Source organism: Providencia sp. PROV175, assembly GCF_032707045.1.
GTDB classification, from domain to species: Bacteria; Pseudomonadota; Gammaproteobacteria; order Enterobacterales; family Enterobacteriaceae; genus Providencia; species Providencia hangzhouensis.
Genome location: NZ_CP120533.1, coordinates 4,159,443 through 4,184,140, shown reverse-complemented (window position 1 = coordinate 4,184,140; position 24,698 = coordinate 4,159,443). Strand labels below are relative to the sequence as shown.

The window sequence follows — 24,698 nt, the reverse complement described above, 5'->3', positions numbered from 1 at the left end:
AGTAAATGTGAATTTTAAAAGAAGTCACATGTTTTTAGGCCACTGATTTGCGGCCAACAGCGTTATAGCTAAAATTTTGAGGTGATTGTGCAACTGACTAGTTTTACAGATTATGGGTTACGAGCTCTTATTTATCTGGCTTCTCTGGGTGAAGGGAAAATGACCAGTATTACTGAGGTCACCGAGGTCTACGGTGTATCTCGTAACCATATGGTAAAAATTATTAATCAGCTCAGTCACTTAGGTTATATTAAAGCCACTCGTGGCAAAAATGGCGGGATTACACTAGGACAACCAGCAGAATCAATTCGTATAGGGGACGTTGTTAGAGCATTAGAACCCTTGACTCTTGTTAATTGTAGTGGTGAGTTTTGCCACATTACACCTGCGTGTCGTTTAAAAGGTGTGCTACACCAAGCAATACAGCAGTTTTTACAAGAACTTGATCAATACACGCTGGCGGACATGGTGAAAGATAACAGCCCGCTCTATCAACTACTGCTTGATTAGCATTTGCGGTAGTTATGAATTCTGATGACAACGGAGGTAACGATGTCACAAGATCCTTTTCAGGAAAGAGAAGCAGAAAAATACGAGTCCCCAATTCCAAGTCGAGAATATATTCTTGACCTTATCTCGAAGCGTACTGCACCAGCTAACCGCGAAGAAATCGCACAATTATTGAATTTATCGACAGAAGATGAATTAGAGGCACTGCGTCGTCGGTTAAGAGCCATGGAACGTGATGGTCAACTGGTCTTCACTCGCCGTCAGTGTTATGCATTACCAGAGCGTTTAGACTTATTAAAAGGGAAAGTCATTGGTCACCGTGATGGTTACGGCTTCCTACGTGTTGATGGTAAAAAAGAAGATTACTATTTATCTCAAGATGAAATGAAACGCGCCATGCATGGCGACGTTATTTTGGCGCAACCTTATGGGCAAGATCGTAAAGGGCGTACAGAAGTTCGGGTTGTTCGTGTGTTAGAGCCGCGTAATAACCAAATTGTTGGTCGCTATTTTATTGAATCGGGTATGGGGTTTGTCGTACCGGATGATAGCCGTTTAAGCTTTGATATTTTGATACCGAAAGATCGTGTTCTTGGCGCTCGAATGGGTAATGTAGTGGTGGTTGAATTAGTCACTCGTCCACAACGTCGCTCGCAAGCGGTGGGGAATATCATTGAAGTATTAGGCGAAACAATGGGCACAGGTATGGCGGTGGAAATCGCTTTACGTACTCATGAAATCCCACATTCATGGCCACCACAAGTTGAAAAACAAGTCGCTGACCTAAGTGAACATGTCCCTGAGTCTGCGAAAAAAGGGCGCGTGGATTTACGCGACTTACCGTTAGTCACGATTGATGGTGAAGATGCTCGTGACTTTGATGATGCAGTGTACTGTGCACCGAAAAAAGGCGGTGGCTGGCGCTTATGGGTGGCGATTGCGGATGTAAGCTATTATGTCCGCCCACAAACGGCTCTGGATACAGAAGCGCGTAGCCGCGGTAATTCGGTATATTTCCCATCTCAAGTCGTTCCTATGCTACCGGAAGTCTTATCGAACGGTCTGTGCTCACTTAACCCAGGTGTTGACCGCCTGTGTATGGTGTGTGAAATGACGGTGTCGGCATCTGGTAAGCTTTCTTCATACAAGTTCTATGAAGCCGTTATGAGTTCTCATGCAAGGTTAACTTATACAAAAGTATGGAAAATCTTGGAAGGAGACGAAGAACTGCGCGAGCACTATAAAGCGCTAGTGCCACATATTGAGCATTTGCATCAATTATATAAAGCACTTGATGCTGCACGTATTGAGCGTGGTGCGATTTCTTTTGAATCTGAAGAAGCGAAATTTATTTTTAATGCGGAGCGACGTATTGAAAGTATTGAGCCAGTAGAGCGCAATGATGCACATAAATTGATTGAAGAGTGCATGATTTTGGCTAACATTGCGGCGGCTCGGTTCGTTGAGAAAAATGAAGAACCTGCATTGTACCGTGTGCATGACCGCCCTAAAGAAGAAAGCGTGATGAATTTACGCTCTGTTTTCAGTGAATTAGGGTTGACTTTGCCAGGCGGAATGAAACCGGAGCCGAAAGATTATGCGCAGGTAATGAATGAAGTGGCTGAACGTCCTGATCATGAATTACTGCAAACTATGATTTTACGATCAATGAAACAAGCGATTTATGATCCTGAAAATCGCGGTCACTTTGGTCTAGGTTTGAAATCGTATGCTCACTTTACATCACCAATTCGTCGTTATCCTGACCTGACGTTACACCGCGGGATAAAATATTTACTGGCGAAAGAACAGGGTCATTCAGATAAACGCTGGACGGAAACCGGTGGCTGGCATTCAGACATGGATAGCATGTTACAGCTTGGCGAGCACTGTTCAATGACTGAGCGCCGCGCTGATGAAGCAACGCGTGATGTGGCTGACTGGCTGAAATGTGATTTCATGCAGGACCAAGTGGGCCAAACCTTTACAGGTTTAATTACCAGTGTGACCGGCTTTGGCTTCTTTGTACGCCTTAATGATTTATTTATTGATGGTTTAGTGCATATTTCAACGTTGGATAATGACTACTATCGTTATGATGCGGTCGGTCAGCGTTTAATTGGTGAATCATCAGGCACCACTTACCGTCTTGGCGATGAAGTGGAAATTCGTGTTGAAGCGGTGCATATGGATGAACGCACCATTGATTTCGCTTTAATTTCAACTACTCGTAAAGCGAAAAACCCGGGTAAAACAGCGCGGGACAAAATGAAGCAAGAAGTGAAAAACGCGACGCGTCCAGCTCGTCGAAAAGCGGATGCGAGTAAAGATAAAAACTTCGAGCCTGATTCTGCATTTCGTCGTTCCGATAAAAAAGGAAAAAAAGCTGAGGCTAAGCCAGAGGCGAAAGGAAAAGGTAAAAAGCCTTCTGATAAAACCAGAAAAATTACAGCAAAATTAAAAGCTAAACGCGTTGCAAAAAAATCCCAAAAACAAGAGGGATAATGGTTTTGCTGTAGTTATTAACCATCGTTATTAACCAAAGTGGCGCTAACACGCCACTTTACTATTTATATTAATAAATAAGAAATTTATGAGCGAAATGATTTATGGCATTCACGCAGTGAAAGCCTTACTTGAGCGTTCACCGCAACGCATTAAAGAAGTCTATATTTTGAAAGGTCGTGAAGACCGCCGATTAATGCCGCTGGTGCATGAAATCGAAGCGTTAGGTGTTGTTGTTCAAGTGGCGAACCGTCAATGGATGGATAGCCAAACCGAAGGCGCCGTTCACCAAGGTATCATTGCGAAAGTATTACCGGGTAAACAATATCAAGAAGGTGACCTGCCTGATTTATTGGAGAACACACCATCGCCATTTTTATTAGTATTGGATGGCGTGACGGACCCACATAACTTAGGCGCGTGTTTACGTAGCGCTGATGCCGCTGGCGTTCATGCTGTGATTGTTCCTAAAGATAAATCTGCTCAGCTTAATGCAACCGCGAAAAAAGTGGCCTGTGGCGCGGCAGAAAATGTTCCACTTATTCGTGTGACGAATCTGGCAAGGACATTGCGCTTGCTACAAGAATACAATGTATGGATTGTGGGAACAGCAGGTGAAGCTGACCATAATTTATACCAAAGCAAATTAACCGGCTCGATAGCCCTGGTTATGGGGGCTGAAGGCGAAGGCATGCGCCGATTAACTCGTGAGCACTGTGATGAGTTAATTAGCATTCCAATGGCGGGCTCTGTGTCATCATTAAATGTATCAGTGGCGACAGGGGTTTGTTTATTTGAAGCGGTGCGTCAGCGCTTACCTGTTTCTGTAGAAAAATAATATTTAATGTAAAACGGTATCCATCTCTTGAGTTTTATCTCAGGGATGGGTATAGTTACGCGTCAATTTTTTAGCCGCACTCAATAAGTTCCTTGCCTCCGCGGGCCGCGGTTAACCCAGACAGGAGGCTAATAATCCGTAAGGAGCAACTACTAATGCGTCATTACGAAATCGTTTTTATGGTCCATCCTGACCAAAGCGAACAGGTTCCGGGCATGATCGAGCGTTACAGTGCAGTTATCACTAACGCACAAGGTCAGATTCACCGTCTGGAAGACTGGGGCCGCCGTCAACTGGCTTACCCAATCAATAAACTGCACAAAGCACACTATGTTCTTCTGAACGTAGAAGCGCCGCAGGAAGCGATTGATGAGCTGGAAACTAACTTCCGCTTCAACGATGCCGTTATCCGCAGCATGGTTATGCGCTTAAAACACGCAGTAACAGAAGCTTCTCCAATGGTCAAAGCTAAAGACGAACGTCGTGGCCGTGACATGTCTGATGAATATCAGGATGAAGAAGTAGAAGAAACTGGGGATTCTGAAGAGTAATTGCGCAGGTGACCACTAATCGTTTGGTGTTGACAGGCACAGTCTGTAAAGCATTGATTCGAAAAGTGAGTCCGTCAGGCATTCCTCACTGCCAGTTTGTTTTAGAACATCGTTCACAGCAGCTGGAAGCAGGACTGTCAAGGCAAGCATGGTGCAGAATGCCCATTATCGCCAGCGGACAAACCTTACAAGCCCATACTCACAGTATAACGGTCGGCAGTTGGATTACAGTAAGCGGTTTCATTAGCACCCACCAAGGGCGCAATGGAATTAGCAAGATAGTCCTCCATGCCGAGCAGATTGATTTGATAGATTCTGGAGACTAGCCATATGGCACGTTATTTCCGTCGTCGCAAGTTCTGCCGTTTCACAGCGGAAGGCGTTCAAGAGATCGACTATAAAGATATCGCAACGCTGAAAAACTATATCACTGAAAGTGGTAAAATTGTACCAAGCCGTATCACCGGTACTCGTGCAAAATATCAACGCCAGCTCGCTCGTGCTATCAAGCGCGCTCGCTACCTGTCTCTGTTACCATACACTGATCGTCATCAGTAATTGGTACAGTCCATTAACGACTAATAGAGGATAAGGTAATGCAAGTTATTCTGCTTGATAAAGTAGCTAACCTAGGTAGCCTGGGTGATCAGGTTAACGTTAAATCGGGCTATGCTCGTAACTTCTTAGTTCCACAGGGCAAAGCTGTTCCTGCGACTAAGAAAAACATCGAATTCTTCGAAGCTCGCCGCGCTGAACTGGAAGCTAAATTAGCTGACGTTCTGGCAGCAGCACAGGCTCGTGCAGCAGCTGTTACTGCTCTGGGTTCTGTAACTTTAGCTTCTAAAGCTGGTGACGAAGGTAAACTGTTTGGTTCAATCGGTACTCGTGATATCGCTGACGCAATTACTGCGGCTGGCGTTCAAATCGCGAAAAGCGAAGTTCGCCTGCCAAACGGCGTTCTGCGTACTACTGGTGACCACGAAGTTCACTTCCAGTTACACAGCGATGTTTTCGCAGAGCTGAACGTTATCATCGTTGCTGAGTAATCAATAATGATGATATGCATCACTGGGTTATCCATGATGCGAATAAAAACACCGGCTAAGTCCGGTGTTTTTTTATTTTCTAGACAATATTTTTATATTTATTGATTAGCTAAACATTGGTAGTCGAGTAATTCACCCGCAGAACCTAAGTTCAAATCCCCAAAATTCAAACGGTTGGCAAGTAATACCTTAGAACCATCTTTAAGTTGTACCATTGCTAGGCCAAAATTACCCATTTTATCGTGATGCTTGATGACATATTCGTTTAGTTGATGAAACGAATTTTCTACATGGTTTGAGCCTTCTGGAAATTTTTTGGCTAAGTAATGATGACCCGCTAGTTCAGAAGATAGAGAAGCCCAATGTGTCGTTATTGTCGATGAAAGTTGATTAAGCGTTTTATTTATCTCAGGTTTTAAGCAGGCAATATGAATATGGAGTTGGTTTTGAGAGCGACCATATTGGGAGTTTACCGCAATGGCCAATAAATGTTCAGGAATTGGATGGTTTGTTTGTTGTGACAAACTGCCCCTTTCTTGCCAAGCGATAGCAAAATAGTCGGGTGAGTGTTGTTCCAATAATTGGCTAGATTCTATCCCCGTGATCTTTTCAGTCGGGATAATTAAGTTGTGTAAAGGCCCTTTTTTATCTTTGAATAATACATAGTGTTTTTCCTGTTCTACTTTCAAGCAGGGCAGCGTTGTTGGAAGTAATGGAATACATTGAGTATTAACGATGTTCCACAGCGCATTTGAATTGATCTTGAACCATGAAATATAGCTAACAATCACGATAAGTAATAAAAGAGCCACACCTAAAAATATGTTAATCCATTTGCGCTTTAGCATGATAGTTTTTATCGCTTAACATGTTAGTGAGAGACTATTTATTATATATCGCTAAATTTATATATTGTTAAGTCAAGGTGAGGGTAAATAGTGCAAATTCAGACTAAGTATTAGGGTAGCGGGATGCTACCCTAAAGTCGGTGTTTAAACTAAGGTGTACGGTAATAGCTTCCGTCACTTAACCGCGCGAAACTATAAGTTTTCCCATCAGAGCCAGTAGTTTCTAATAATTGAACTTCACCTTTTGCATTCGCTTTCAGACGAATTTTTTGCCCTTGGCGTAAATTACTTAGTGGCTTCTCAGCCCCTTCAACGCGAGCCATAATAAAAGCATCATTGGCTTGTAAGTTATTATCACGAAAGAGTTGTGCGAGCGTCTTCCCTTTTTGTACTCGGTAGTTTTGCCATTCATTAGCAGAAGGGCGAGTTGTTTTGGGCTCAGGCGTTTTTTCTGGTGATGTTACCGTCGTAGGGTCATTAGGTTCAGGCTCAATAGGTTCTGGGATAATTTCGGGCTCAGTAGGTAAAAGAGGTGAATTATCTTCAGGTGCCGGCACGGGCTCTGGTATCGGCGGTGTAATAGTCGGTTCAGGCACAACCTCAGGGGTAGTAGGTGGTGGGATAACGATAGGCTGGTTTTGAACAATATCGCTGGGGGATTTTTCGCTTGCAGGCCAAAAAAAAGCGACCACGACAATTAAAGCGAGCAGTGCAATACCATAGCGATGAAATTTTGAAAGTTTAAACATCACTCCTCCTTGATGAGGCAATGAGTAAATTAGACCGTATTAATACGCATACTAGCACCCTTTTTAGGCTTTTTTAGCGTTGGGCTGAATTTTTCAGAGAACACTGAATAAATTTGTCGGGAATCAATCAGTTTTATTCTTTAGATTCATTGTTTGGGTTTACCCATAAGGATGGGGCTGCTATTCTTGGTTTTTTCTCAAAATCATATGGGTATTTTCATGGCAAACCAAAATTTCGATTCGGTAGAAGCTCAAGCGAGTTATGGCATAGGTTTACAAGTTGGGCAGCAATTATTAGAGTCAGGGCTAGAAGGTTTAGTGCCAAATGCAATTTTAGCAGGCCTCGTTGACGCTTTAGAAGGCAATATGCCATCGGTACCTGTTGAAACTCTGCACAAAGCATTGCGTGAAGTGCATGAGCGTGCCGACGCTGTTCGTGTATCCCGCCAGGCAGCATTAGCGGAAGAAGGCCAAAAATTCCTAGATGAAAACCAAAAACGTGATAGTGTTTCAACGACTGAGTCTGGCTTACAATTTTCAGTGATTAACCAAGGTGATGGTGCTATTCCATCTCGCTCAGACCGCGTACGTGTTCACTATACAGGGCGTTTAATTGATGGCTCTGTGTTTGATAGCTCAGTACAGCGTGGGCAGCCAGCAGAGTTTCCTGTAAGCGGCGTTATTCCAGGTTGGATTGAAGCATTGACCCTGATGCCAGTCGGCTCTAAATGGGAATTATATATCCCTCACCAATTAGCTTATGGTGAGCGTGGTGCAGGTGCATCAATCCCGCCATTCAGTACATTAGTATTTGAAGTTGAATTACTTGAAATTTTATAATTTCTGTTAGTTCAGTTCACAGCTAAAAAGCCTCATCGTCTTTGGACTTTGGGGCTTTTTTTATGGCGTTAATTTCACACAATTGCTACTCTTGCAGTAAAGGGTCATCAGAGAGGTGAATAATATGCTACAGCAAATTTGCGAATTAGCTCAAGAAGCGGGTTATGCGATTATGGAAACTTATAATGCGCAAGAACCTTTACAGGTTGAACACAAAAGTGATAATTCGCCTGTTACCGAGGCTGATATTGCCGCCCACAATGTGATTACCGCGGGCCTTGCTCGTATTGCTCCTGATATCCCCCAACTGTCGGAAGAAGACCCTCCTGAATGGCCAGTCAGGCAGAATTGGCAACGCTATTGGTTGATTGACCCATTGGATGGAACGAAAGAATTTATTAATCGTAATGGGGATTTTACGGTTAACATTGCCCTTATCGAGAACGGTGTACCAACGATGGGGGTGGTATATGCCCCAGCGAAAGGGCTGCTGTACTACGCTGAAGGTAATCAGGCATGGAAGGAGGAGGGTGGCCATAAGCAACTTATTCATGTGAATGATGCCAAGCCACCAGTCATTGTTATCAGCCGCTCCCATCAAGACAATGAATTAATGGATTATTTAAAACAAATGGGTGAACACACGACAGTAGAAATTGGTTCTTCACTCAAATTTTGTTTGGTTGCGGAAGGAAAAGCACAGCTTTACCCACGTTTTGGGCCTACAAATATTTGGGACACTGCAGCTGGACATGCGGTTGCCATTGGTGCAGGGGCAAAAGTCGTTGATTGGCATGGAAAAACGCTCGATTATACACCTCGAGAGTCTTTCTTAAATCCAGGTTTTCGGGTGATTTTATTCTAAACATCAATAAAGGTTGGGAAGTGATTTCCCAACCTAATTAATAACTAATTATCTAGTTGCAGCACTTTGGCAGTGGCTGTACGAATATCTAAACAGGCTTTTGCATCCGTTTTTAAGTCAATCCCATAGGTTGGAATGATGTCTTTTAAACGTGTTTCCCATCCATCGGCTTTGAGTTGCTCATCAAAACACGTTTTTAATACGTTTAGCGCAATAAATGCCGCTGTGGAGGCCCCCGGAGATGCTCCCATCAATACAGTAAATGATTTATCCGCACTAGTAATCAGTTCTGTACCAAACTCTAAAACCCCTTTTTTATCATGGTCAGGTTTAATAATTTGTACTCGTTGCCCTGCAACCACCTCTTTCCAATCCTCATGCTGTGCTTCTGGGTAGAATTGTTGCAGCATAGCAAATTGGTGAGCAGAAGTTTGCAGGACTTGGCCCACTAAGTATTCTGCGAGTGACCAGTTATCTTTCGCAACCGCAAGCATTGGTTCAATGTTATTCAATTTAACCGATTCAAACAGGTCTAAATAAGAGCCGTGCTTAAGGAATTTACTCGAAAAACCGGCATAAGGCCCGAATAATAGAGAACGTTTACCACCAATAATACGAGTGTCCAAGTGTGGAACAGACATTGGTGGTGAGCCTTTGTCTGCTTTACCATAGACTTTTGCATGGTGGCGAGAGGCAATTTCTTCGTTATCACAACGCAGCCAGATACCACTGACAGGGAATCCACCATACCCTTTTCCTTCAGGGATCCCTGATTTCTGTAGTAATTCGATTGCTCTACCGCCTGCACCAACGAACACAAACTTCGCTGAAGTCATTGTTTTCTCGTGCGTGAGTAGGTTTTTAACTTCAATATTCCATCTGCCATCGGCGGTTTTTTTAACATCGATGACTTCATGTTTATAGTGAATTGAAAAACCGGGCTGTTCGCTTAATTGTGCGATTAATAAATGCGTTAGCGCACCGTAATCGACATCAGCACCGGTATTAACACGGGTAACCGCAATCGCTTCTTTAGGGTCTCGACCTTCCATGATCAGAGGTGCCCACTCGTTGATCTGCTTTGGATCATCACTGTATTCCATGTTGTGGTAACAATGGTGAGCAGACATCTGTTGGTAGCGTTGTTTCAAGAATTTTACATTGTCTTCACCCCAAACAAAGCTCATGTGTGGGCATGGGTGAATAAAGTCACGTGGGTCTTTAATTTTGCCTTTGGTGACCAGATAAGACCAAAGCTGACGAGAGAGATCGAATTCAGTATTGACTTCAAGGGCTTTACTGATGTCCACCGTACCATCTGGATTTGGTGGTGTATAGTTCATCTCACAGTTAGCGGCATGCCCTGTTCCCGCATTGTTCCACGGGTGGGAACTTTCTTGGGCACAGTCGTTTAGCCTTTCAAAAACGGCGATCGTCAGTGAAGGTTCAAGTTCTTTGAGAAATGTACCAAGCGTTGCACTCATGATCCCTGCGCCTATGAGAGCAATATCGACATTCTCAGCAATGGGTTTGTTCATGTATCCCCCTATTTTTTGGTTGGAGTGAAGCAAAGATCGGTACCTTCTTGATAGACAACATAAGCACGACGCCATGGCTCATCACCAATAAGCCGCCATTTATGGCCAGTTCCTGTATTATCTTGCGCAAGTAAGATATCACCAGGATTGATGATAAATTTAGAACCATCTTTAGTTTCGAATTCTAAAGTGCCGGAAAGGGTAATGACATAACGAGGAACAGGGTCTTGATGCCAATCAAAAGAGCCGCCAGAAACTGTTTCACGAAAGGTAAGCTCATTGACCGCAATGGCAGGGGTTTGGCTATCTCCTCCTGCTATATTATTGAGCTCAAGAGTGCCTTCTTCAAATAGAGAATTTCCATCTTCTCCTGTCCACATACGAACGCAGCGTATCATTTTATTTAGCTCCTTAATCACCGACTGTAATGTATAACAATTATTTGATATTCATTGGATGCAAAAATAAGACTCTTAAAATGATGATAAATAAAATTAAATATTATTTAAATTTAAGGTTTTTTAGCGGATAGGTCAAAGTGAAATATGTTTTATCTTGGAATTATGGTTTTATTTTTTAATAAAAGAATAAAATAATAAAAGTTGATTATCTTTTTACGATTGTTTTTATTTTTATCGTTCGTTTAATGATTGATAAAAAATAGGAAAGCTCACTATGACTTTATTTTATCATTATGAGCTATCAGAGCTGGATTAGCTATTTGAGAATAGCGTTTAGGGCGAGGTATTGGATCAACATGATGGTTTTACCATCAACAATTTCTCCCGTTTTAATCGCATCAATGGCTTTAGAGAAAGGCCACTCTAAAACTTCAATATCTTCGCCTTCTTCCTTAAGTCCACCACCCGCGTTTTGACGATTATTATCACTGTATTCAGCGATGTAAAAGTGGAGTTTTTCGGTGACAGAGCCTGGGCTCATAAAGGCTTCAAAAACTTTTTGAATTTTATCGACTTTAAAACCCGTTTCTTCTTCGGCTTCAGCAATAATACGAGCTTCTGGTGAGGCGTTTTCTAATAAACCAGCGGCGGCCTCGATCAGGAAATCAGAATAGCCATTAACATAAACAGGCAGACGAAATTGACGAATTAAAATAATGCTATTTTTTATTTTGTTATATAACAAAATAACGGCGCCATTGCCTCTATCATAGACTTCGCGCTCTTGTTGTTGCCAACTACCATCTCGACGTTGTAACTCATAAGTATATTTTTTTAAAATATACCAATTATCCGAAAGCAGTTTCTCGCGAATATTCCGTATGTTAGGGAGTTTTACAGTCATTAAGCAACCTTATTAAACAAAAATGATTTTGTTAATTTAGCACTGTTAATTTCTGTATGAAATAGGATTTAGATGGGACCTGCTTTAGAGCAGATCCCACTGTAAACTTGCGGGTTATTTAATTATTTGGATTTGTTTAACTTCGACTTCTCTTGAATTCCAGTCTTTATCAATTTTACCGCGAATTTCAACTTTGTCTTTTGGCGTTACATTTATGCCATTCCAACGCTTTTCGCTGATTTCTAAATTAATAGTGCCAGTACCATCGGTGAATTCATAATGTTTATGGTCAAGTTGTTTGACGATATTCCCACGTAAAATAACCCAGCTGTCATCTGACATATCAAGTGCTTTTGCGACAGTCATTTCCCCACTATTTGGGCCGATGAAACCACCGGTTGGAGAGGTTTGGGCTGTTGTATTTGTGGCAGCGCCAGGGCCGTCAAACCCGCCATTTGCAGCGAAAACAGGTGCACTTGCGAGTGCAGCAATTAAAGCAATTACAGGTAATTTTTTCATCATCGGTATCTCCAAATTGGATGTAAACTTGTTTGTATGGAGGGTATTAAACCAAGTAAATCTTAACAGGATCTTAAGAAACTTAACTAACGAATTATATTTTTAATTTTGCCAATAATAGCTAGTCATATTATAGCTGATAGGATAAATATAATAATATTCTAATATGGGGGTAGATTATGCGAATTCTACTAATTGAAGATGACCGGTTAATTGGTGATGGCTTAAAAGTGGGTTTAACCCAATTAGGGTTTACCATTGATTGGTTTATGGATGGTAAACAGGGGCAACTCGCTTTATTTGATGCACCTTATGACGCTGTTGTACTCGATCTTTCGTTACCAAATATTGATGGAATGGATATTTTGAAGCATTGGCGTAAGGAGGGGCGTGATGAGCCAGTCTTGATTTTGACGGCACGGGATGCTTTGGATCAGCGTGTTCAAGGACTTCAACAAGGGGCTGATGATTATCTTTGTAAACCATTCGCTTTAATGGAAGTCATGGCGCGTTTGCAAGCGTTGATCCGCCGCCGAAGTGGGCAATTATCTTCTAAACTTACGCATGGTGATGTCGAAATGGACCCGGTTGCAATGACGGTGACACAGCAAGGTGAACCTGTACAACTAAAAGGGAAAGAGTTTGCTTTGCTTTCTTTATTTATGCATAACCCAAATAAAGTTTTTTCTCGCCCTTTAATTGAAGAGAAATTATATAACTGGGATGAAGAGGTCTCTAGTAACTCTGTTGAGGTGCATATCCACCATTTAAGGCGTAAATTAGGCAATAAGTTTATTCGAACCATTCATGGTGTTGGCTATCGATTAGGTGATGATTAATGATGAAGACATTTAGTCTTAGGCTGAAACTCACTTTAATGCTGCTCTTGTTAGCTTTGCTGACATGGGGGATCGCCAGTTCGTTAGCGTGGTACCAAAGCTATAAAACGATTAATGAGCTGTTTGATACCCAGCAAATGGCGTTTGCTAAACGGTTATCTGTTTTACCATCAGACTTTGAATTGAGCCGGCCTTCACTGACTAAAACCAAAAAACTATTGCGAAAGAACCGTGGCCATCAAGATGACGATGCACTGGCATTTGCTATCTTTACACCGGGCGGCGAAATGGTATTAAACGACGGTGATAACGGTAGAGACATCGTCTATCAATTTAAGCGAGAAGGGTTTAGCGATGGGATGATCCAAGGAAGTGACGACCCTTGGCGTTTTGTGTGGCTAAAATCTCAAGATGGTCGATATATCATTGCAGTAGGACAAGAGTGGGAATACCGACAAGAAATGGCAACCGATATTATGGTTGCACAATTTATGCCTTGGTTGATTGCTTTGCCAATCATGTTATTACTATTTTTATGGCTGTTGACACGAGCTTTACGCCCATTGAAGGACGTAGCAAACCAGTTGTATCACCGAAAACCTGATGAACTAACCCCAGTACAAGTGACGCGAATTCCCAGTGAAGTAAGACCTATTATTGACTCTATGAATGTGCTGTTTGGCCGTATTAATGAAATGTTTACCCGTGAACGACAATTTACCTCGGATGCGGCTCATGAACTACGTAGCCCACTTGCAGCATTAAGAGTGCAGGCAGAAGTGGTACAAATTGCAGGGAATAATGCAGATATCCGTAATCATGCAGTGGCTAATTTATCGGAAGGTATTGATAGGGCAACAAGGCTTGTTGACCAACTACTGATGTTGTCTCGGTTAGAGTCATCCACGCAACTTGATGATATTAAAGTTGTATCTTGGCCTGAGTTAATTGAAGCGGCGATAAAAGATGTAGAGCCGGAAGCTAAAGAGCAGCAAACAACGATAATAAATACTTTAGTTGCTAGCCCCCCTGATTTTCAAGGTCAGCCATTACTACTCAATGCGTTGCTGAGAAATTTGCTCAATAATGCAATACGTTATGGAAAAATAGAGGGGCGAGTGGAGATTATTTTGTATGCTGCTCACTTTGAAATTCAAGATGATGGTAATGGCGTGACACCTGAAGTTTTACGGCGGTTAGGTGAGCGCTTCTATCGTCCGCCGGGACAAGAAAAAACTGGGAGTGGCTTAGGGCTCTCTATTGTTAAACGGATTGCGCAATTGCATCATTTACAAGTTATTTTTACTCATGGCGTTAATGGGGGCTTTTGTGCCAAAGTGTATTGGAATGAAACTAAAACGTGATAATAAGCACATTAATTATGATTGTTTATTAAAATAATAATCATAATTATGCATATTTAATGTAAGGGCATTTTAGCATAACTCACTATTTTTAACTCAAGTGAGATAGGGCTAACTATCTGTCGCGTGTGAGAAATTGTAGTGTGCGAAATTGCGCACACTACATACTAACTTAGTAACAGCAAAAGGTAGACGTTATTGGTTTAGTGATGAGACTAACAAACTAATGACTTTTTGAACTTCTTGGGTATTTAATTCACCATCTTTGAAAAACAACACTTTCCCTTGATTATCCAATACGATAATTGCTGAACTTTCTGGTTTCAAGCCCCATGCGTTCTTCACCGTACCTTCGCTATCAACAATAAATTGTGAATATGGAAACTCTTTTTTGCTATCTTCAACGTTGTTTTTCACAAATACACCCGTACCGAAAATTGCATCATCGGTATTAATGATTGTTGTTGTTTGATAGCTATCATGAGGGAACTTGGCTTGCTTGATAGCCTCAACTAAGGGGGCATTGAGTTCTTTTGCTGAAGAACGGCCAGCAATGTGTTGGATAGTACGCACCTTTCCAACGAGCTGTTGGCTTTTCCACGGTTGATAATCCAATTTCCCGTCATTATTCATGACAAGCTCACCCTTGTCACTGACAGAAACAGCAGGAACAGATTGATTTAATTGAATATTTTCTGCAGAAGCTACTGCAGATACCCCAAGCAAGCATATTAAAAGTAAATAATTTTTTATCATAAAAGCCCCTTGATTGATTATTTTGCCATGTGAGCCTAGTGGTTTGTCTGATGACTACTATTTATAGCATAGCTCATCGGATGAGTTACAAGAGGTAATTTAACATTTTTTTAAAATTTAGAATAAAAGCAAAGTTTATGGGGTTTTAACAGTTAATTTACAGTGTCATGTTATGTCAGTAAATTGAATAAAACTGCAATTTTAGAACCAAAATAAAAATTTCTGGTCTATGATTATTGTACGGTATGAGTTATTGAATATCGTAAGAACAAAGGGGAGGCAAAGTTCTAATGAAAATTTTTAACCGTTATAACCCATCTAAGATTGCTCTTTACGTCAAAACGCTATTCCGTGGCAGGCTCTATATTAAGGATTTTGGGGCATTTGAGTTTAACTATGGGAAAATTCTACCACCTAAAATCAGTGATAAGCGCCATTACAATGTGATGAGTGAGGTCAATAAACAGGTTTCATTATTGCAGGCAGAACTGGGGTAGGTTAATCAGCAGTTTTTGGTTAACAACGCGCCACATAGGTGGCGCATTGAAAGAAACGGCTTCGCTATCAAGCATTAATGTCCTGTATCTTTTGTTTGTTGTTTTGCGCCAGCCGTTTCAATAGTATTTTTTCCGGGTTGTACAACGACAGGTGATGGCGCTGTAGTCAGGCGAGTTACGAGTAATTGGTCAATTTTGTAATTATCAATATCGACGACTTCAAATTTATAGCCCGCATATTTCACATAATCTGTCCGTTTCGGCATTCTTCTTAGCCGGTACATCATAAACCCTGCGATGGTTTCATAGTTGCTAAAGTCAGGGAAATCATCAATATCTAAAATGCGCATCACATCTTCAATTGGCGTTCCGCCTTCAACTAACCACGAATTCTCATCACGTACTACGATTTGCTCTTCTTGCCCTGGGCCAATTAAGTCCCCCATTAAAGTGATCATTACATCATTGATGGTAATGATACCCATGACTAATGCATATTCGTTGAGAATCACAGCAAAATCGACGGCGTTTGTTTTAAATGCTTCTAAGGTATCTGATAATGAGAGGGTGTCAGGGATCATGAGCGTATTTCTAATGTGAACACCATCTTTTAAACTTAAGCTCTGCCCATTGAGTACACGGTTAAGTAATTCTTTCGAATCAACATAACCAATAACATGGTCAATACCCCCTGCACATACTAGAAACTTAGAATGTGGCTGGGTTGAAATTTTATGTTTGATGCTTTCTTCTGACTCGTCTTTGTCAAAATAAATGATACTTTCACGCGGAGTCATCGCTGATGGTACAGTACGTGATTCCAGCTCAAACACGTTCTCAATTAATTCGTGTTCTTGTTTACGTAACACACCTGCTACAGCACCCGCTTCAACGACCGCAAAAATATCATCAGAAGTGATATCTTCATTGCGTGATGTAGGTAATTTGAATAATTTAAAAAACAGGTTAGCAAGGCCATTAAAAAACCAGACGAATGGGCTCAGTACCACTAAGCAGAAGCGCATCGGATTCACAATACGAATCGCAATGGCTTCAGGTTTTACCATACCGATGCGTTTAGGCGTTAAATCAGCCACTAAAATAAACAAGCTTGTCACAATGGTGAATGACAGGATTGATGAAACTTGTTGAGCCCAGCTTGGGGATAAAAATTGAATAAAGATATCGTACAAAGCTGGAGAAAAAGCAGATTCCCCCACAATACCGGCAAGGATAGCAACGGCATTTAAACCAATTTGAACGACGGTAAAAAACATTCCCGGCATTTCTTGTAATTTAAGCACGCGAGCCGCATTAATGTTGCCTTCGTCGGCCATAAGTTTAAGTTTAATGCGGCGGGAAGCTGCCAGAGAAATTTCTGACAAAGAAAAGAATGCGCTAATTGCACATAATAATAGAACAATTAATAAACTGTTGAGCATAAGTTATCCAGCCAATCAAAGGAAGAATCCATAAAATTCAAAAATCTCTGAAGGCATAGTCTCGTGTATTTAAATATATTGAGTATGCAAATATATGTTGCGCAATATGCGCAAATTGTTGATATGTTGCATTAGTATAGCACTGAGGTGATTTATCTGCCTAGATATTCATCATCATTCAAGCTGCTTTAAGTCATATTGAAAAGCAACTTGAATGGTTGGGAAGATGAACTCACTGTATTAAGTTATTGATTTATTTGTTTAACGAAGGTGGTAAACAGATACCAATCCCCCCTAATCCGCAATATCCATTCGGGTTTTTGTATAAGTACTGCTGGTGGTAATCTTCGGCAAAATAGAAAGTGTCTAAGGGCGCTATTTCGGTCGTGATTGCACGAGAGTCATGCTGCGCTTTCATTGCATTTTGGTAAGCTTGCAGTGTTTCCATCGCTTGCTGGTCTTGCTCATCTGACACAGTATAAATTGCGGAACGATATTGGCTTCCCATGTCATTTCCTTGGCGCATGCCTTGTGCAGGGTCATGGTTTTCCCAAAATAATGTCAATAGTTGAGAGTAACTGATAACTTGCGGATCAAAAACGACACGAACCGCTTCTGCGTGGCCAGTTCGCCCAGAGCAAACTTCCTCGTAGGTCGGGTTAGGGGTCACTCCACCACAATACCCAGCAGAAGTTGAATAAACCCCAGCTTGCTGCCAAAATAATCGTTCAACTCCCCAAAAACAACCCATGGCAAAATAAGCAATTTCCATATTCTTAGGAATAATCTCAATCGAATGATGGTTAAGCGCATGATATGGTGAGTAAGTCATAGCAGTTGCTCTGCCGGGCAGAGGTTGTGCAATACTTGCAGAGTGAAATTTATTAAAAGGCATAATGATTCCTATATGTATTGACCACACAAATAATCTAAAAATAGGGATAAAAACTTGTGTATATGGCGAATTTTACTCAAAATAAATTGATATGAAGTATTTAGTCAATCGAACAATCACCTTAGGAGTAGGCGTGTCGAAATACCCTCTAATTTGTTTTCTCTGCCTAACTGCGGCAGTGCCAGTGGTACACGCAGCTAATCTTCGTCTTAATATTGAAGGCCTTGAAGGACAACTTAATCAAAACGTTCGAGTACAACTGTCTAATATATCGCAAGATGAAGTTGTGCCAAATGGTCGTTTTCGAGCCCGTGTTGAGAAAGCAATTAAAGAAGGTTTAAAGCCTTTAGGTTACTACCAACCCACGGTTGAATTTAGCTATGAAGAAAAAACCCCGCCTGCTCGTTCCGTTTTAACCGCCAAGGTCACTCCTGGAGAACCTATTTTATTGAAGGGAGTGACTGTTGAATTGCAAGGTGGAGCAAAAACGGATCCCGACTATGAAAAGATGCTCAAACAATATACGCCAAAGCTTGATACAGTTCAAAATGATGGCGAATACGAAGAATTTAAAGGACGTTTTAGTAGTTTAGCTGTTCGCAAAGGTTATTTTGATGCGATGATGGAGAAAAGCCAACTGGGTATTTCTCTTGATCACCATGCGGCTTATTGGGATTTTGATTTTAACAGTGGTGAACGTTATCGGTTTGGTGCAATTTCTTATTCAGGTTCACAAATCCGAGAAGATTACCTGAATAACCTAGCCCCTTTTAAAAAAGGGGAATACTACACATCAGAGCAACTTGCTGAGTTTAACCGTCGGTTAGCTGAAACAGGTTGGTTCTCTTCTGCAATTGTGACACCGCGTATTGTGAGTGCGCGCAAAGCAAATTCTTATGAGTTACCGATGGAAGCAGTAATGACCCCTAGAGCGAAAAACTTTATTGAGCTTGGGGGAGGCTATGCCACCGATGTCGGCCCTCGCGTTAAAGCCACATGGAATAAGCCTTGGATTAACTCTCGTGGGCAGAGTTTAACGTCAAATATTAGTTTATCCCAACCAGAACAATTAATTGATGCGAGTTATAAAATTCCATTAAAAGCGAACCCGCTTGAGCAATATTATGCGGTTCAAGGGGGCTTTAAACGGACAGATTTGAATGATACACAAGCGAATACAACAACCTTGAATGTGTCTCGTAACTGGGATTATTCATCCGGTTGGCAATATGGCGTAAACATGCGTTGGATGCTGAGTAACTTTACCCAAGCTAATGTGACGAATACGACGATGTTGCTATATCCCGGGGCCTATGTAAGCCGCATTCGCCAACGCGGCGGTGTGATGCCAACATGGGGAGATAGCCAACGTTATTCTATTGATTATTCGAATAAAATTTGGGGTTCAGATATCGACTTCGCTGTACTACAAGCCAAAAATGTATGGATCAGAACGCCATGGGAGGGGCATCGCTTTGTCGTTCGTGGAAATATCGGTTGGATTGAAACCAATGACTTCGACAAAGTTCCACCGGACTTGCGTTTCTTTGCGGGTGGTGACGGCAGCGTGCGTGGATATGGTTATCAAAAGATCTCGCCAGAAGATAGTAAAGGTAAGCTGACAGGGGCATCAAAATTGGCGGTAGGCTCTGTGGAATACCAATATAACTTTACAGGAAATTGGTGGGGAGCGACCTTTATTGATAGTGGTGAAGCCGTTGATAACTTTAAAGATAATGATTTTAAAACGGGTGCGGGAGTCGGTATCCGCTGGGTCTCACCGGTTGGTCCAATAAAATTAGACTTAGCAAAACCTATCGGTGATCCAGATAACAACAAAATACAGTTTTATATCGGCTTGGGGACTGAGTTATGAGGTGGTTGAAGTGGCTAAAATGGACCAGTCTTTCCATTTTATTAATTCTCGTTCTGGTTGTTGCCGCACTCAGTTGGGTGATTGGAACGCAATCAGGTCTTCACTTTGCATTAAATACAGCGACACGTTTTGTTCCTGAATTAACCATTGATAAAATTGACGGTGATATTAGTAAATTAACGCTAAGTGGCGTTAAATATCAAATGCCGGGAGTTGATGTTAATGCGGGGAAATTAAATTTAGCGGTACGTCTAGGTTGTTTAACAAGCCGTGAGCTATGTGTCGACAACTTAGGCACGGAAAATGTTACTGTTACTGTTGATACTACCCAATTTCCCCCTTCTGAAGAAACGCCACCATCTGAACCTTTGACTGAACTCAAGGCGCCTTTGACTATTCGTTTGAATCAATTGGCTTTGGTTTCAACGCACGTCAATGTGGATGGTATGGATATTGATTTAGCTAAATTTACCACAGGGGTCACGTGGGAAGGGAAAGCGATCACTATTATTCCAACTGATATCATTGATTTGGCGATTAATTTACCTGAAACCAAATCAGATGCCGTCGCTGAAGAGAAACAGCCAGAGCCAACGCCGATAAATGAACAAAAATCATTGGCAGATGAATTAAAAGCGCTATTTTCTAAACCGTTACTTGCTGAATTACCAGAAGTTATTTTACCTGTTGATTTGAATGTCGACGGTATTAATGCTTCGAATTTTCAATTAACGGGTGCGACTGATCTCAAAATTAACCAATTGCACCTGAGTCTTTCAAATGAAGGGCAACAAGTTCTCGTTAAACAGTTAAAAGTCGATGCACCGCAGGGGAATATTGCGTTATCTGGCACGGCGACCTTGCAAGATAAATGGCCAGTCTCATTGTCAGTCGTGGGGGAAAGCCGTTTAGACGATTTAGATGGGCAAAAGGTAGATCTCTCCTTAAAAGGCGGTTTGATTGATGAGCTAAAATTGGCATTGAATTTACATGGGCCAATTAATGCAAAACTAGATGCAGAAACGGATTTGTCACAAGCAGACCTGCCTATTTTGCTTACATTAGAAAGTGATAAGTTAACGTGGCCGTTAGTGGGGGATGCGCAATATCAACTCGATGGGACACGTCTGCGCCTAAATGGCCGGCCATCGGCTTATGATATGTCTGTACGCTCAGCGATCACTGGGCAGGATCTCCCTCCTTCTACCTTGTTATTAGATGCGAAAGGTAATGAAGAGCAAATTAATTTAACTCGCTTACGTTTAGCCGCTTTGCAAGGTAATGCGGATATTACTGGCGTTGCGGACTGGAGCAAGGCGATTAGTTGGAATGCAGTATTGACTCTTTCGGGTATTAATACGGCAAAACAGTACCCTGAATGGCCTGCTAAAGTGGATGGCAAAATTGCCACACGCGGAAGTTTATACGGTGGCAGCTGGCAGTTGGATATTCCTGAAATTATCTTAGACGGTAATGTTAAAAATAATCTTTTAAAAGCACGGGGTAAAGCCAAAGGTAACGCAGCAGGCCAATGGGATATTCCGAACTTCAATTTGGCATTAGGTAAAAACAATGTTGATGTAAAAGGTTCTCTTGCCGATAAATGGAATCTTGATGCCAAAATTAATGCCCCTGCACTCAATGGTTTGCTACCGGGCTTAGGTGGTGTGATTGCGGGTGATGTGAAATTACGTGGTAATTTACAAACACCAGAAGCCCTTGTTGACCTTACGGCACGTGGTGTGAAGTGGCAGGATGACCTTGCTATCGAAAATGTTGTTATCAAAGGAAATGTGGCAACAGGCGAACAAATTAAAGGGGATTTATCCGTTGTTCTGCGTCAGCTAAAACAAGGCGATCTTGTCGTCAATAACCTGACTTTAGATGCGAAAGGCAGTGAAAAACAGCACACTTTAAAATTAAATATGAAGGGTGAGCCGGTTTCTGGGCAATTAGCATTAGCGGGGAGTTTTGACCGGCAGACTGAAGTGTGGAAAGGGAATTTAACCAATACCTTATTTGATACGGTGGTGGGTGAATGGCGCTTAAACCAAGCAATGTCACTCGATTATGCCAACCAAACACAAGAAGTGACCATTGGCAGACATTGTTGGGTTAACCCGAATGCCCGTTTGTGTGTACCAAAACCGATTAAAGCGGGTAAAAGTGGTAGCGCGGATATCGTGCTAGAACGTTTTGATCTCGCAATGCTTAAACCATTTATGCCACAAGATACTCGAGTCAGTGGCGTATTTACGGGTAAAGCCAATGCCATTTGGAAAGCGGATGGCAGCATGCCACAAGTGAAGCTGGACTTGCGAGGAAATGATGTCAAAGCGGTTCAGTTCGTGGATGGAACCCGTTTGCCTATTGCTTTTGATACCTTAACGTTAAGTGCTGGGTTGAAAAATGGTAAGGCTGACCTTAGTTGGTTATTTGGGTTGGCTAATAACGGACAGATGCGCGGTAACATCCAAGTGTCTGATATTGAGAAACGTCGCTTGTTGTCGGGTAATGTTGAAATTAATTCGGTGACATTAGATTTAATCAAGCCGTTACTGGGCCAGAAGGAAGTGGCGAATGGCCGTTTAAGTGGAAATCTACGCTTAGGCGGGTCAGCGAATAACCCGTTATTAAATGGTAATTTAGCGCTTTCGAGTTTAGAAGTGAGATCTGCAATGATCCCGTTTGATATCAAAAGTGGTCATTTAGGTGTTAATTTCAACGGCACGAGCTCAGTCATGAATGGTCAGATAAACACGCCAGAGGGCTATCTGAACATTGATGGTGACGCAGATTGGCGCAATATTGATGCATGGCGTGCAAAAATCATGGCGCGAGGCAATAACCTCCGTGTTTCTTTACCGCCGATGATCCAAATTGATGTTCAACCGGATATTGTATTTGATGCATCACCTTCGGTACTCACGTTAAATGGTACGGTCAATATTCCATGGGCTCGAATTACTGTTCAAGAGCTCCCTGAGTCGGCGGTAAGCGCATCTTCAGATGTGGTGATGTTAGATAGCAACTTACAGCCAATTGAACAAAAAGCGCCATCCATTCCTATTCAGACCAATTTGGATATTAAAATTGGTAACGATGTTCGATTGGATGCGTTTGGCTTAAAAGCGCGCCTGACGGGTTTATTGAAAGTGGTTCAAAATATCCATGGCTTGCACATCAATGGTCAGGTGGATATTCCAGCTGGTCGTTTCCGTGCTTATGGGCAAGATTTGATTGTACGTAAGGGGCAAATTCAGTTCTCAGGCCCTGCGGACCAACCATTCTTAAACTTAGAAGCTATACGTAACCCAGACAACACGGCAGATGGCGTGATTGCAGGGGTGAAGGTCACTGGGCTTGCAGATAAACCGAAAGTAGAAATATTCTCTGAACCGGCGAAAACACAACAAGAAGCGCTGTCTTACTTATTAAGAGGAGAGGGCTTAGACAGTGGGGATGCAAATGGTTCACAAATGACATCTATGTTAATCGGCTTAGGTGTAGCACAAAGTGGGCAACTCGTGGGCAAAATTGGTGAGACATTTGGGGTCTCTGATTTAGCCGTCGACACCCAAGGTGTGGGGGATGGTTCTCAAGTCGTTGTAAGTGGTAAGATCACTAATGATTTACAAGTGAAGTATGGAGTTGGTATCTTTGACTCATTGGCGACGTTAACTTTACGTTATCGATTGATGCCAAAACTGTATTTAGAAGCTGTGTCTGGTGTTAATCAGGCATTGGATCTCCTTTACCAATTTGAGTTTTAGATTATGCGTGTAATTGTTTATGGCAGCTTAAGACAAAAGCAAGGAAATCATCACTGGATGACTTATGCTCAGCTACTTGGTGAGCATAAGCTAGAAGGCTATGAACTGTATGATCTTGGATATTATCCAGCGGTTGTCAAAGGGGATGGGGCGATAGAGTGCGAAGTTTATCGAATCAACCCGTCCATTTTGACAGAGTTAGATGAGCTAAAGAAAAATTCTCAAGACTATGTGAGGGAGCTCATCCCAACGCCGTATGGCAATGCTTGGATTTATCTATATAAACATTCCGTTGATGGTCTACGCCAAATAAAAAGTGGCGACTGGTTGAAACGTGATGAAGAAAAGTAGCTATCCAATATTATATTGAATGCTATAGTTATACAGGACGCCAGCTATGATAGCTGGCGTTTTTTATAGATTAATTAACTGATTATAACCCATAAAAAAAGCCCTGGTATTAACCAGAGCTTTCATAATCTCCCTATAGGGGGATTATTTTTTTGCAGCGCGTTCGAAAGATTCGATGATCTCTGCTTTTGCAGATGCCGCGTCTTCCCAACCATCAACTTTAACCCACTTACCTTTTTCTAAATCTTTGTAATGTTCAAAGAAGTGAGTAATTTGAGCACGCAGTAATTCTGGCAGGTCGTTCACATCTTTAATGTGATCGTATTCTTTGCTTAATTTAGTGTGCGGAACAGCCACTAATTTTGCATCTTCACCAGACTCGTCAGTCATTTTCAGTACGCCAACAGGACGGCAACGGATGACTGAGCCTGGTTGCAATGGGTATGGAGTTGGAACTAATACATCAACTGGATCACCATCTAAAGACAGGGTGTTGTTGATGTAACCATAGTTGCATGGATAGAACATCGCTGTTGACATGAAACGGTCTACAAACAGCGCACCAGACTCTTTATCAACTTCATATTTGATAGGATCTGCGTTCGCTGGGATTTCGATGATAACATAGATATCTTCTGGCAGATCTTTACCTGCCGGTACATTGTTCAGGCCCATTTAAATGTATCCTTTGTGTGAATAATGAATTTACTCATTTTAATTTGTCACTGGCATCGCATTTATTGCCGCCTTTAGGCAAATTAAATAATAGAGTAGATAGCGTGAGGGACATT

Annotated in this window: 25 protein-coding genes; 15 read left to right on the top strand and 10 right to left on the bottom strand. The window is 41.9% G+C overall.

Annotated elements, in window-relative coordinates; genetic code table 11:
• Nucleotides 1-87 precede the first annotated feature (87 nt).
• The 7 genes from nsrR to rplI all read left to right on the top strand — a co-directional run bounded on the left by nsrR (nt 88) and on the right by rplI (nt 5,450).
• Nucleotides 88-510: a nitric oxide-sensing transcriptional repressor NsrR gene (nsrR, locus tag P3L44_RS19105; RefSeq protein WP_004907407.1), complete on the top strand. Its 423-nt coding sequence runs from the start codon at nt 88-90 to the stop codon at nt 508-510.
• 42 nt (nt 511-552) lie between these two features.
• A complete protein-coding gene (rnr, locus tag P3L44_RS19100) occupies nt 553-3,015 on the top strand; it encodes a ribonuclease R (protein WP_140171839.1) in 2,463 nt (820 codons plus the stop codon).
• Nucleotides 3,016-3,103: 88 nt separating this feature from the next.
• Nucleotides 3,104-3,853: a 23S rRNA (guanosine(2251)-2'-O)-methyltransferase RlmB gene (rlmB, locus tag P3L44_RS19095; RefSeq protein WP_140171838.1), complete on the top strand. Its 750-nt coding sequence runs from the start codon at nt 3,104-3,106 to the stop codon at nt 3,851-3,853.
• A gap of 155 nt (nt 3,854-4,008) precedes the next feature.
• A complete protein-coding gene (rpsF, locus tag P3L44_RS19090; RefSeq protein WP_004905988.1) occupies nt 4,009-4,404 on the top strand; it encodes a 30S ribosomal protein S6 in 396 nt (131 codons plus the stop codon).
• Between the two features lie 8 nt (nt 4,405-4,412).
• A complete protein-coding gene (gene priB / locus P3L44_RS19085) occupies nt 4,413-4,730 on the top strand; it encodes a primosomal replication protein N (protein WP_036958791.1) in 318 nt (105 codons plus the stop codon).
• Nucleotides 4,731-4,734: 4 nt separating this feature from the next.
• Entirely contained in the window at nt 4,735-4,962 is a 228-nt protein-coding gene (rpsR, locus tag P3L44_RS19080; protein ID WP_000135199.1) for a 30S ribosomal protein S18, read from the top strand.
• A gap of 38 nt (nt 4,963-5,000) precedes the next feature.
• Entirely contained in the window at nt 5,001-5,450 is a 450-nt protein-coding gene (rplI, locus tag P3L44_RS19075) for a 50S ribosomal protein L9 (RefSeq protein WP_004905983.1), read from the top strand.
• Nucleotides 5,451-5,548: 98 nt separating this feature from the next.
• Here rplI and P3L44_RS19070 read toward each other — a convergent pair whose 3' ends face one another.
• A complete protein-coding gene (locus P3L44_RS19070) occupies nt 5,549-6,298 on the bottom strand; it encodes a CDP-diacylglycerol diphosphatase (RefSeq protein ID WP_272662149.1) in 750 nt (249 codons plus the stop codon).
• A 149-nt stretch (nt 6,299-6,447) separates the two neighbouring features.
• Nucleotides 6,448-7,047: a LysM-like peptidoglycan-binding domain-containing protein gene (locus P3L44_RS19065; protein WP_140171836.1), complete on the bottom strand. Its 600-nt coding sequence runs from the start codon at nt 7,045-7,047 to the stop codon at nt 6,448-6,450.
• 219 nt (nt 7,048-7,266) lie between these two features.
• Here P3L44_RS19065 and P3L44_RS19060 point away from each other — a divergent pair, with 219 nt between their 5' ends.
• Together P3L44_RS19060 and cysQ are read left to right on the top strand one after the other, a co-directional pair.
• A complete protein-coding gene (locus P3L44_RS19060; protein WP_140171835.1) occupies nt 7,267-7,887 on the top strand; it encodes a peptidylprolyl isomerase in 621 nt (206 codons plus the stop codon).
• Nucleotides 7,888-8,011: 124 nt separating this feature from the next.
• Nucleotides 8,012-8,752: a 3'(2'),5'-bisphosphate nucleotidase CysQ gene (cysQ, locus tag P3L44_RS19055; protein WP_004905978.1), complete on the top strand. Its 741-nt coding sequence runs from the start codon at nt 8,012-8,014 to the stop codon at nt 8,750-8,752.
• Nucleotides 8,753-8,796: 44 nt separating this feature from the next.
• On the opposite strand, the gene mqo is transcribed toward cysQ, so the two are convergent.
• The 4 genes from mqo to P3L44_RS19035 form a co-directional block, all read right to left on the bottom strand.
• Nucleotides 8,797-10,290, bottom strand: a complete 1,494-nt coding sequence (gene mqo, locus P3L44_RS19050; protein WP_140171834.1) for a malate dehydrogenase (quinone) — start codon at nt 10,288-10,290, stop codon at nt 8,797-8,799.
• 8 nt (nt 10,291-10,298) lie between these two features.
• Nucleotides 10,299-10,688 (bottom strand): cupin domain-containing protein, encoded by a 390-nt coding sequence (locus tag P3L44_RS19045; RefSeq protein WP_140171833.1) that lies wholly within the window; start codon nt 10,686-10,688, stop codon nt 10,299-10,301.
• Nucleotides 10,689-11,007: 319 nt separating this feature from the next.
• Nucleotides 11,008-11,595: a GDP-mannose pyrophosphatase NudK gene (gene nudK / locus P3L44_RS19040; RefSeq protein ID WP_140171832.1), complete on the bottom strand. Its 588-nt coding sequence runs from the start codon at nt 11,593-11,595 to the stop codon at nt 11,008-11,010.
• 114 nt (nt 11,596-11,709) lie between these two features.
• Entirely contained in the window at nt 11,710-12,114 is a 405-nt protein-coding gene (locus tag P3L44_RS19035) for a YgiW/YdeI family stress tolerance OB fold protein (RefSeq protein ID WP_140171889.1), read from the bottom strand.
• A 179-nt stretch (nt 12,115-12,293) separates the two neighbouring features.
• Here P3L44_RS19035 and qseB point away from each other — a divergent pair, with 179 nt between their 5' ends.
• Both qseB and qseC read left to right on the top strand, forming a co-directional pair.
• Nucleotides 12,294-12,953 (top strand): quorum sensing response regulator transcription factor QseB, encoded by a 660-nt coding sequence (qseB, locus tag P3L44_RS19030; RefSeq protein ID WP_140171831.1) that lies wholly within the window; start codon nt 12,294-12,296, stop codon nt 12,951-12,953.
• A gap of 2 nt (nt 12,954-12,955) precedes the next feature.
• Nucleotides 12,956-14,317 carry a quorum sensing histidine kinase QseC gene (gene qseC, locus P3L44_RS19025; protein WP_272662175.1) on the top strand — a complete coding sequence of 454 codons (1,362 nt, stop codon included), beginning with the start codon at nt 12,956-12,958 and terminating at the stop codon, nt 14,315-14,317.
• Between the two features lie 195 nt (nt 14,318-14,512).
• Here the strand turns inward: qseC and P3L44_RS19020 are convergent, their stop codons facing one another.
• Entirely contained in the window at nt 14,513-15,073 is a 561-nt protein-coding gene (locus P3L44_RS19020; protein WP_272662148.1) for a YtfJ family protein, read from the bottom strand.
• A 290-nt stretch (nt 15,074-15,363) separates the two neighbouring features.
• On the opposite strand from P3L44_RS19020, the gene P3L44_RS19015 reads away from it, so the two are divergent.
• Nucleotides 15,364-15,570 carry a DUF1107 domain-containing protein gene (locus tag P3L44_RS19015; protein WP_004905964.1) on the top strand — a complete coding sequence of 69 codons (207 nt, stop codon included), beginning with the start codon at nt 15,364-15,366 and terminating at the stop codon, nt 15,568-15,570.
• A 74-nt stretch (nt 15,571-15,644) separates the two neighbouring features.
• On the opposite strand, the gene P3L44_RS19010 is transcribed toward P3L44_RS19015, so the two are convergent.
• The gene (locus P3L44_RS19010; RefSeq protein ID WP_004905961.1) at nt 15,645-17,012 is read right to left on the bottom strand and encodes a hemolysin family protein; all 1,368 of its coding nucleotides are present in this window, start codon (nt 17,010-17,012) and stop codon (nt 15,645-15,647) included.
• Nucleotides 17,013-17,265: 253 nt separating this feature from the next.
• Nucleotides 17,266-17,907, bottom strand: a complete 642-nt coding sequence (msrA, locus tag P3L44_RS19005) for a peptide-methionine (S)-S-oxide reductase MsrA (protein ID WP_004905960.1) — start codon at nt 17,905-17,907, stop codon at nt 17,266-17,268.
• Nucleotides 17,908-18,040: 133 nt separating this feature from the next.
• Here msrA and P3L44_RS19000 point away from each other — a divergent pair, with 133 nt between their 5' ends.
• From P3L44_RS19000 to P3L44_RS18990, 3 genes are read left to right on the top strand one after another with little or no spacing between them, the layout of a single operon-like run.
• Complete coding sequence (locus P3L44_RS19000; protein ID WP_094961660.1) at nt 18,041-19,783, top strand: autotransporter assembly complex protein TamA; 1,743 nt, start codon at nt 18,041-18,043, stop codon at nt 19,781-19,783.
• A complete protein-coding gene (locus P3L44_RS18995) occupies nt 19,780-23,556 on the top strand; it encodes a translocation/assembly module TamB domain-containing protein (RefSeq protein ID WP_272662147.1) in 3,777 nt (1,258 codons plus the stop codon). Before P3L44_RS19000 ends, P3L44_RS18995 begins: the two co-directional genes overlap by 4 nt.
• A 3-nt stretch (nt 23,557-23,559) precedes the next feature.
• Nucleotides 23,560-23,907 carry a gamma-glutamylcyclotransferase gene (locus tag P3L44_RS18990; RefSeq protein ID WP_004905952.1) on the top strand — a complete coding sequence of 116 codons (348 nt, stop codon included), beginning with the start codon at nt 23,560-23,562 and terminating at the stop codon, nt 23,905-23,907.
• Between the two features lie 144 nt (nt 23,908-24,051).
• On the opposite strand, the gene ppa is transcribed toward P3L44_RS18990, so the two are convergent.
• The gene (ppa, locus tag P3L44_RS18985; RefSeq protein ID WP_004905951.1) at nt 24,052-24,582 is read right to left on the bottom strand and encodes an inorganic diphosphatase; all 531 of its coding nucleotides are present in this window, start codon (nt 24,580-24,582) and stop codon (nt 24,052-24,054) included.
• Nucleotides 24,583-24,698: the final 116 nt, after the last annotated feature.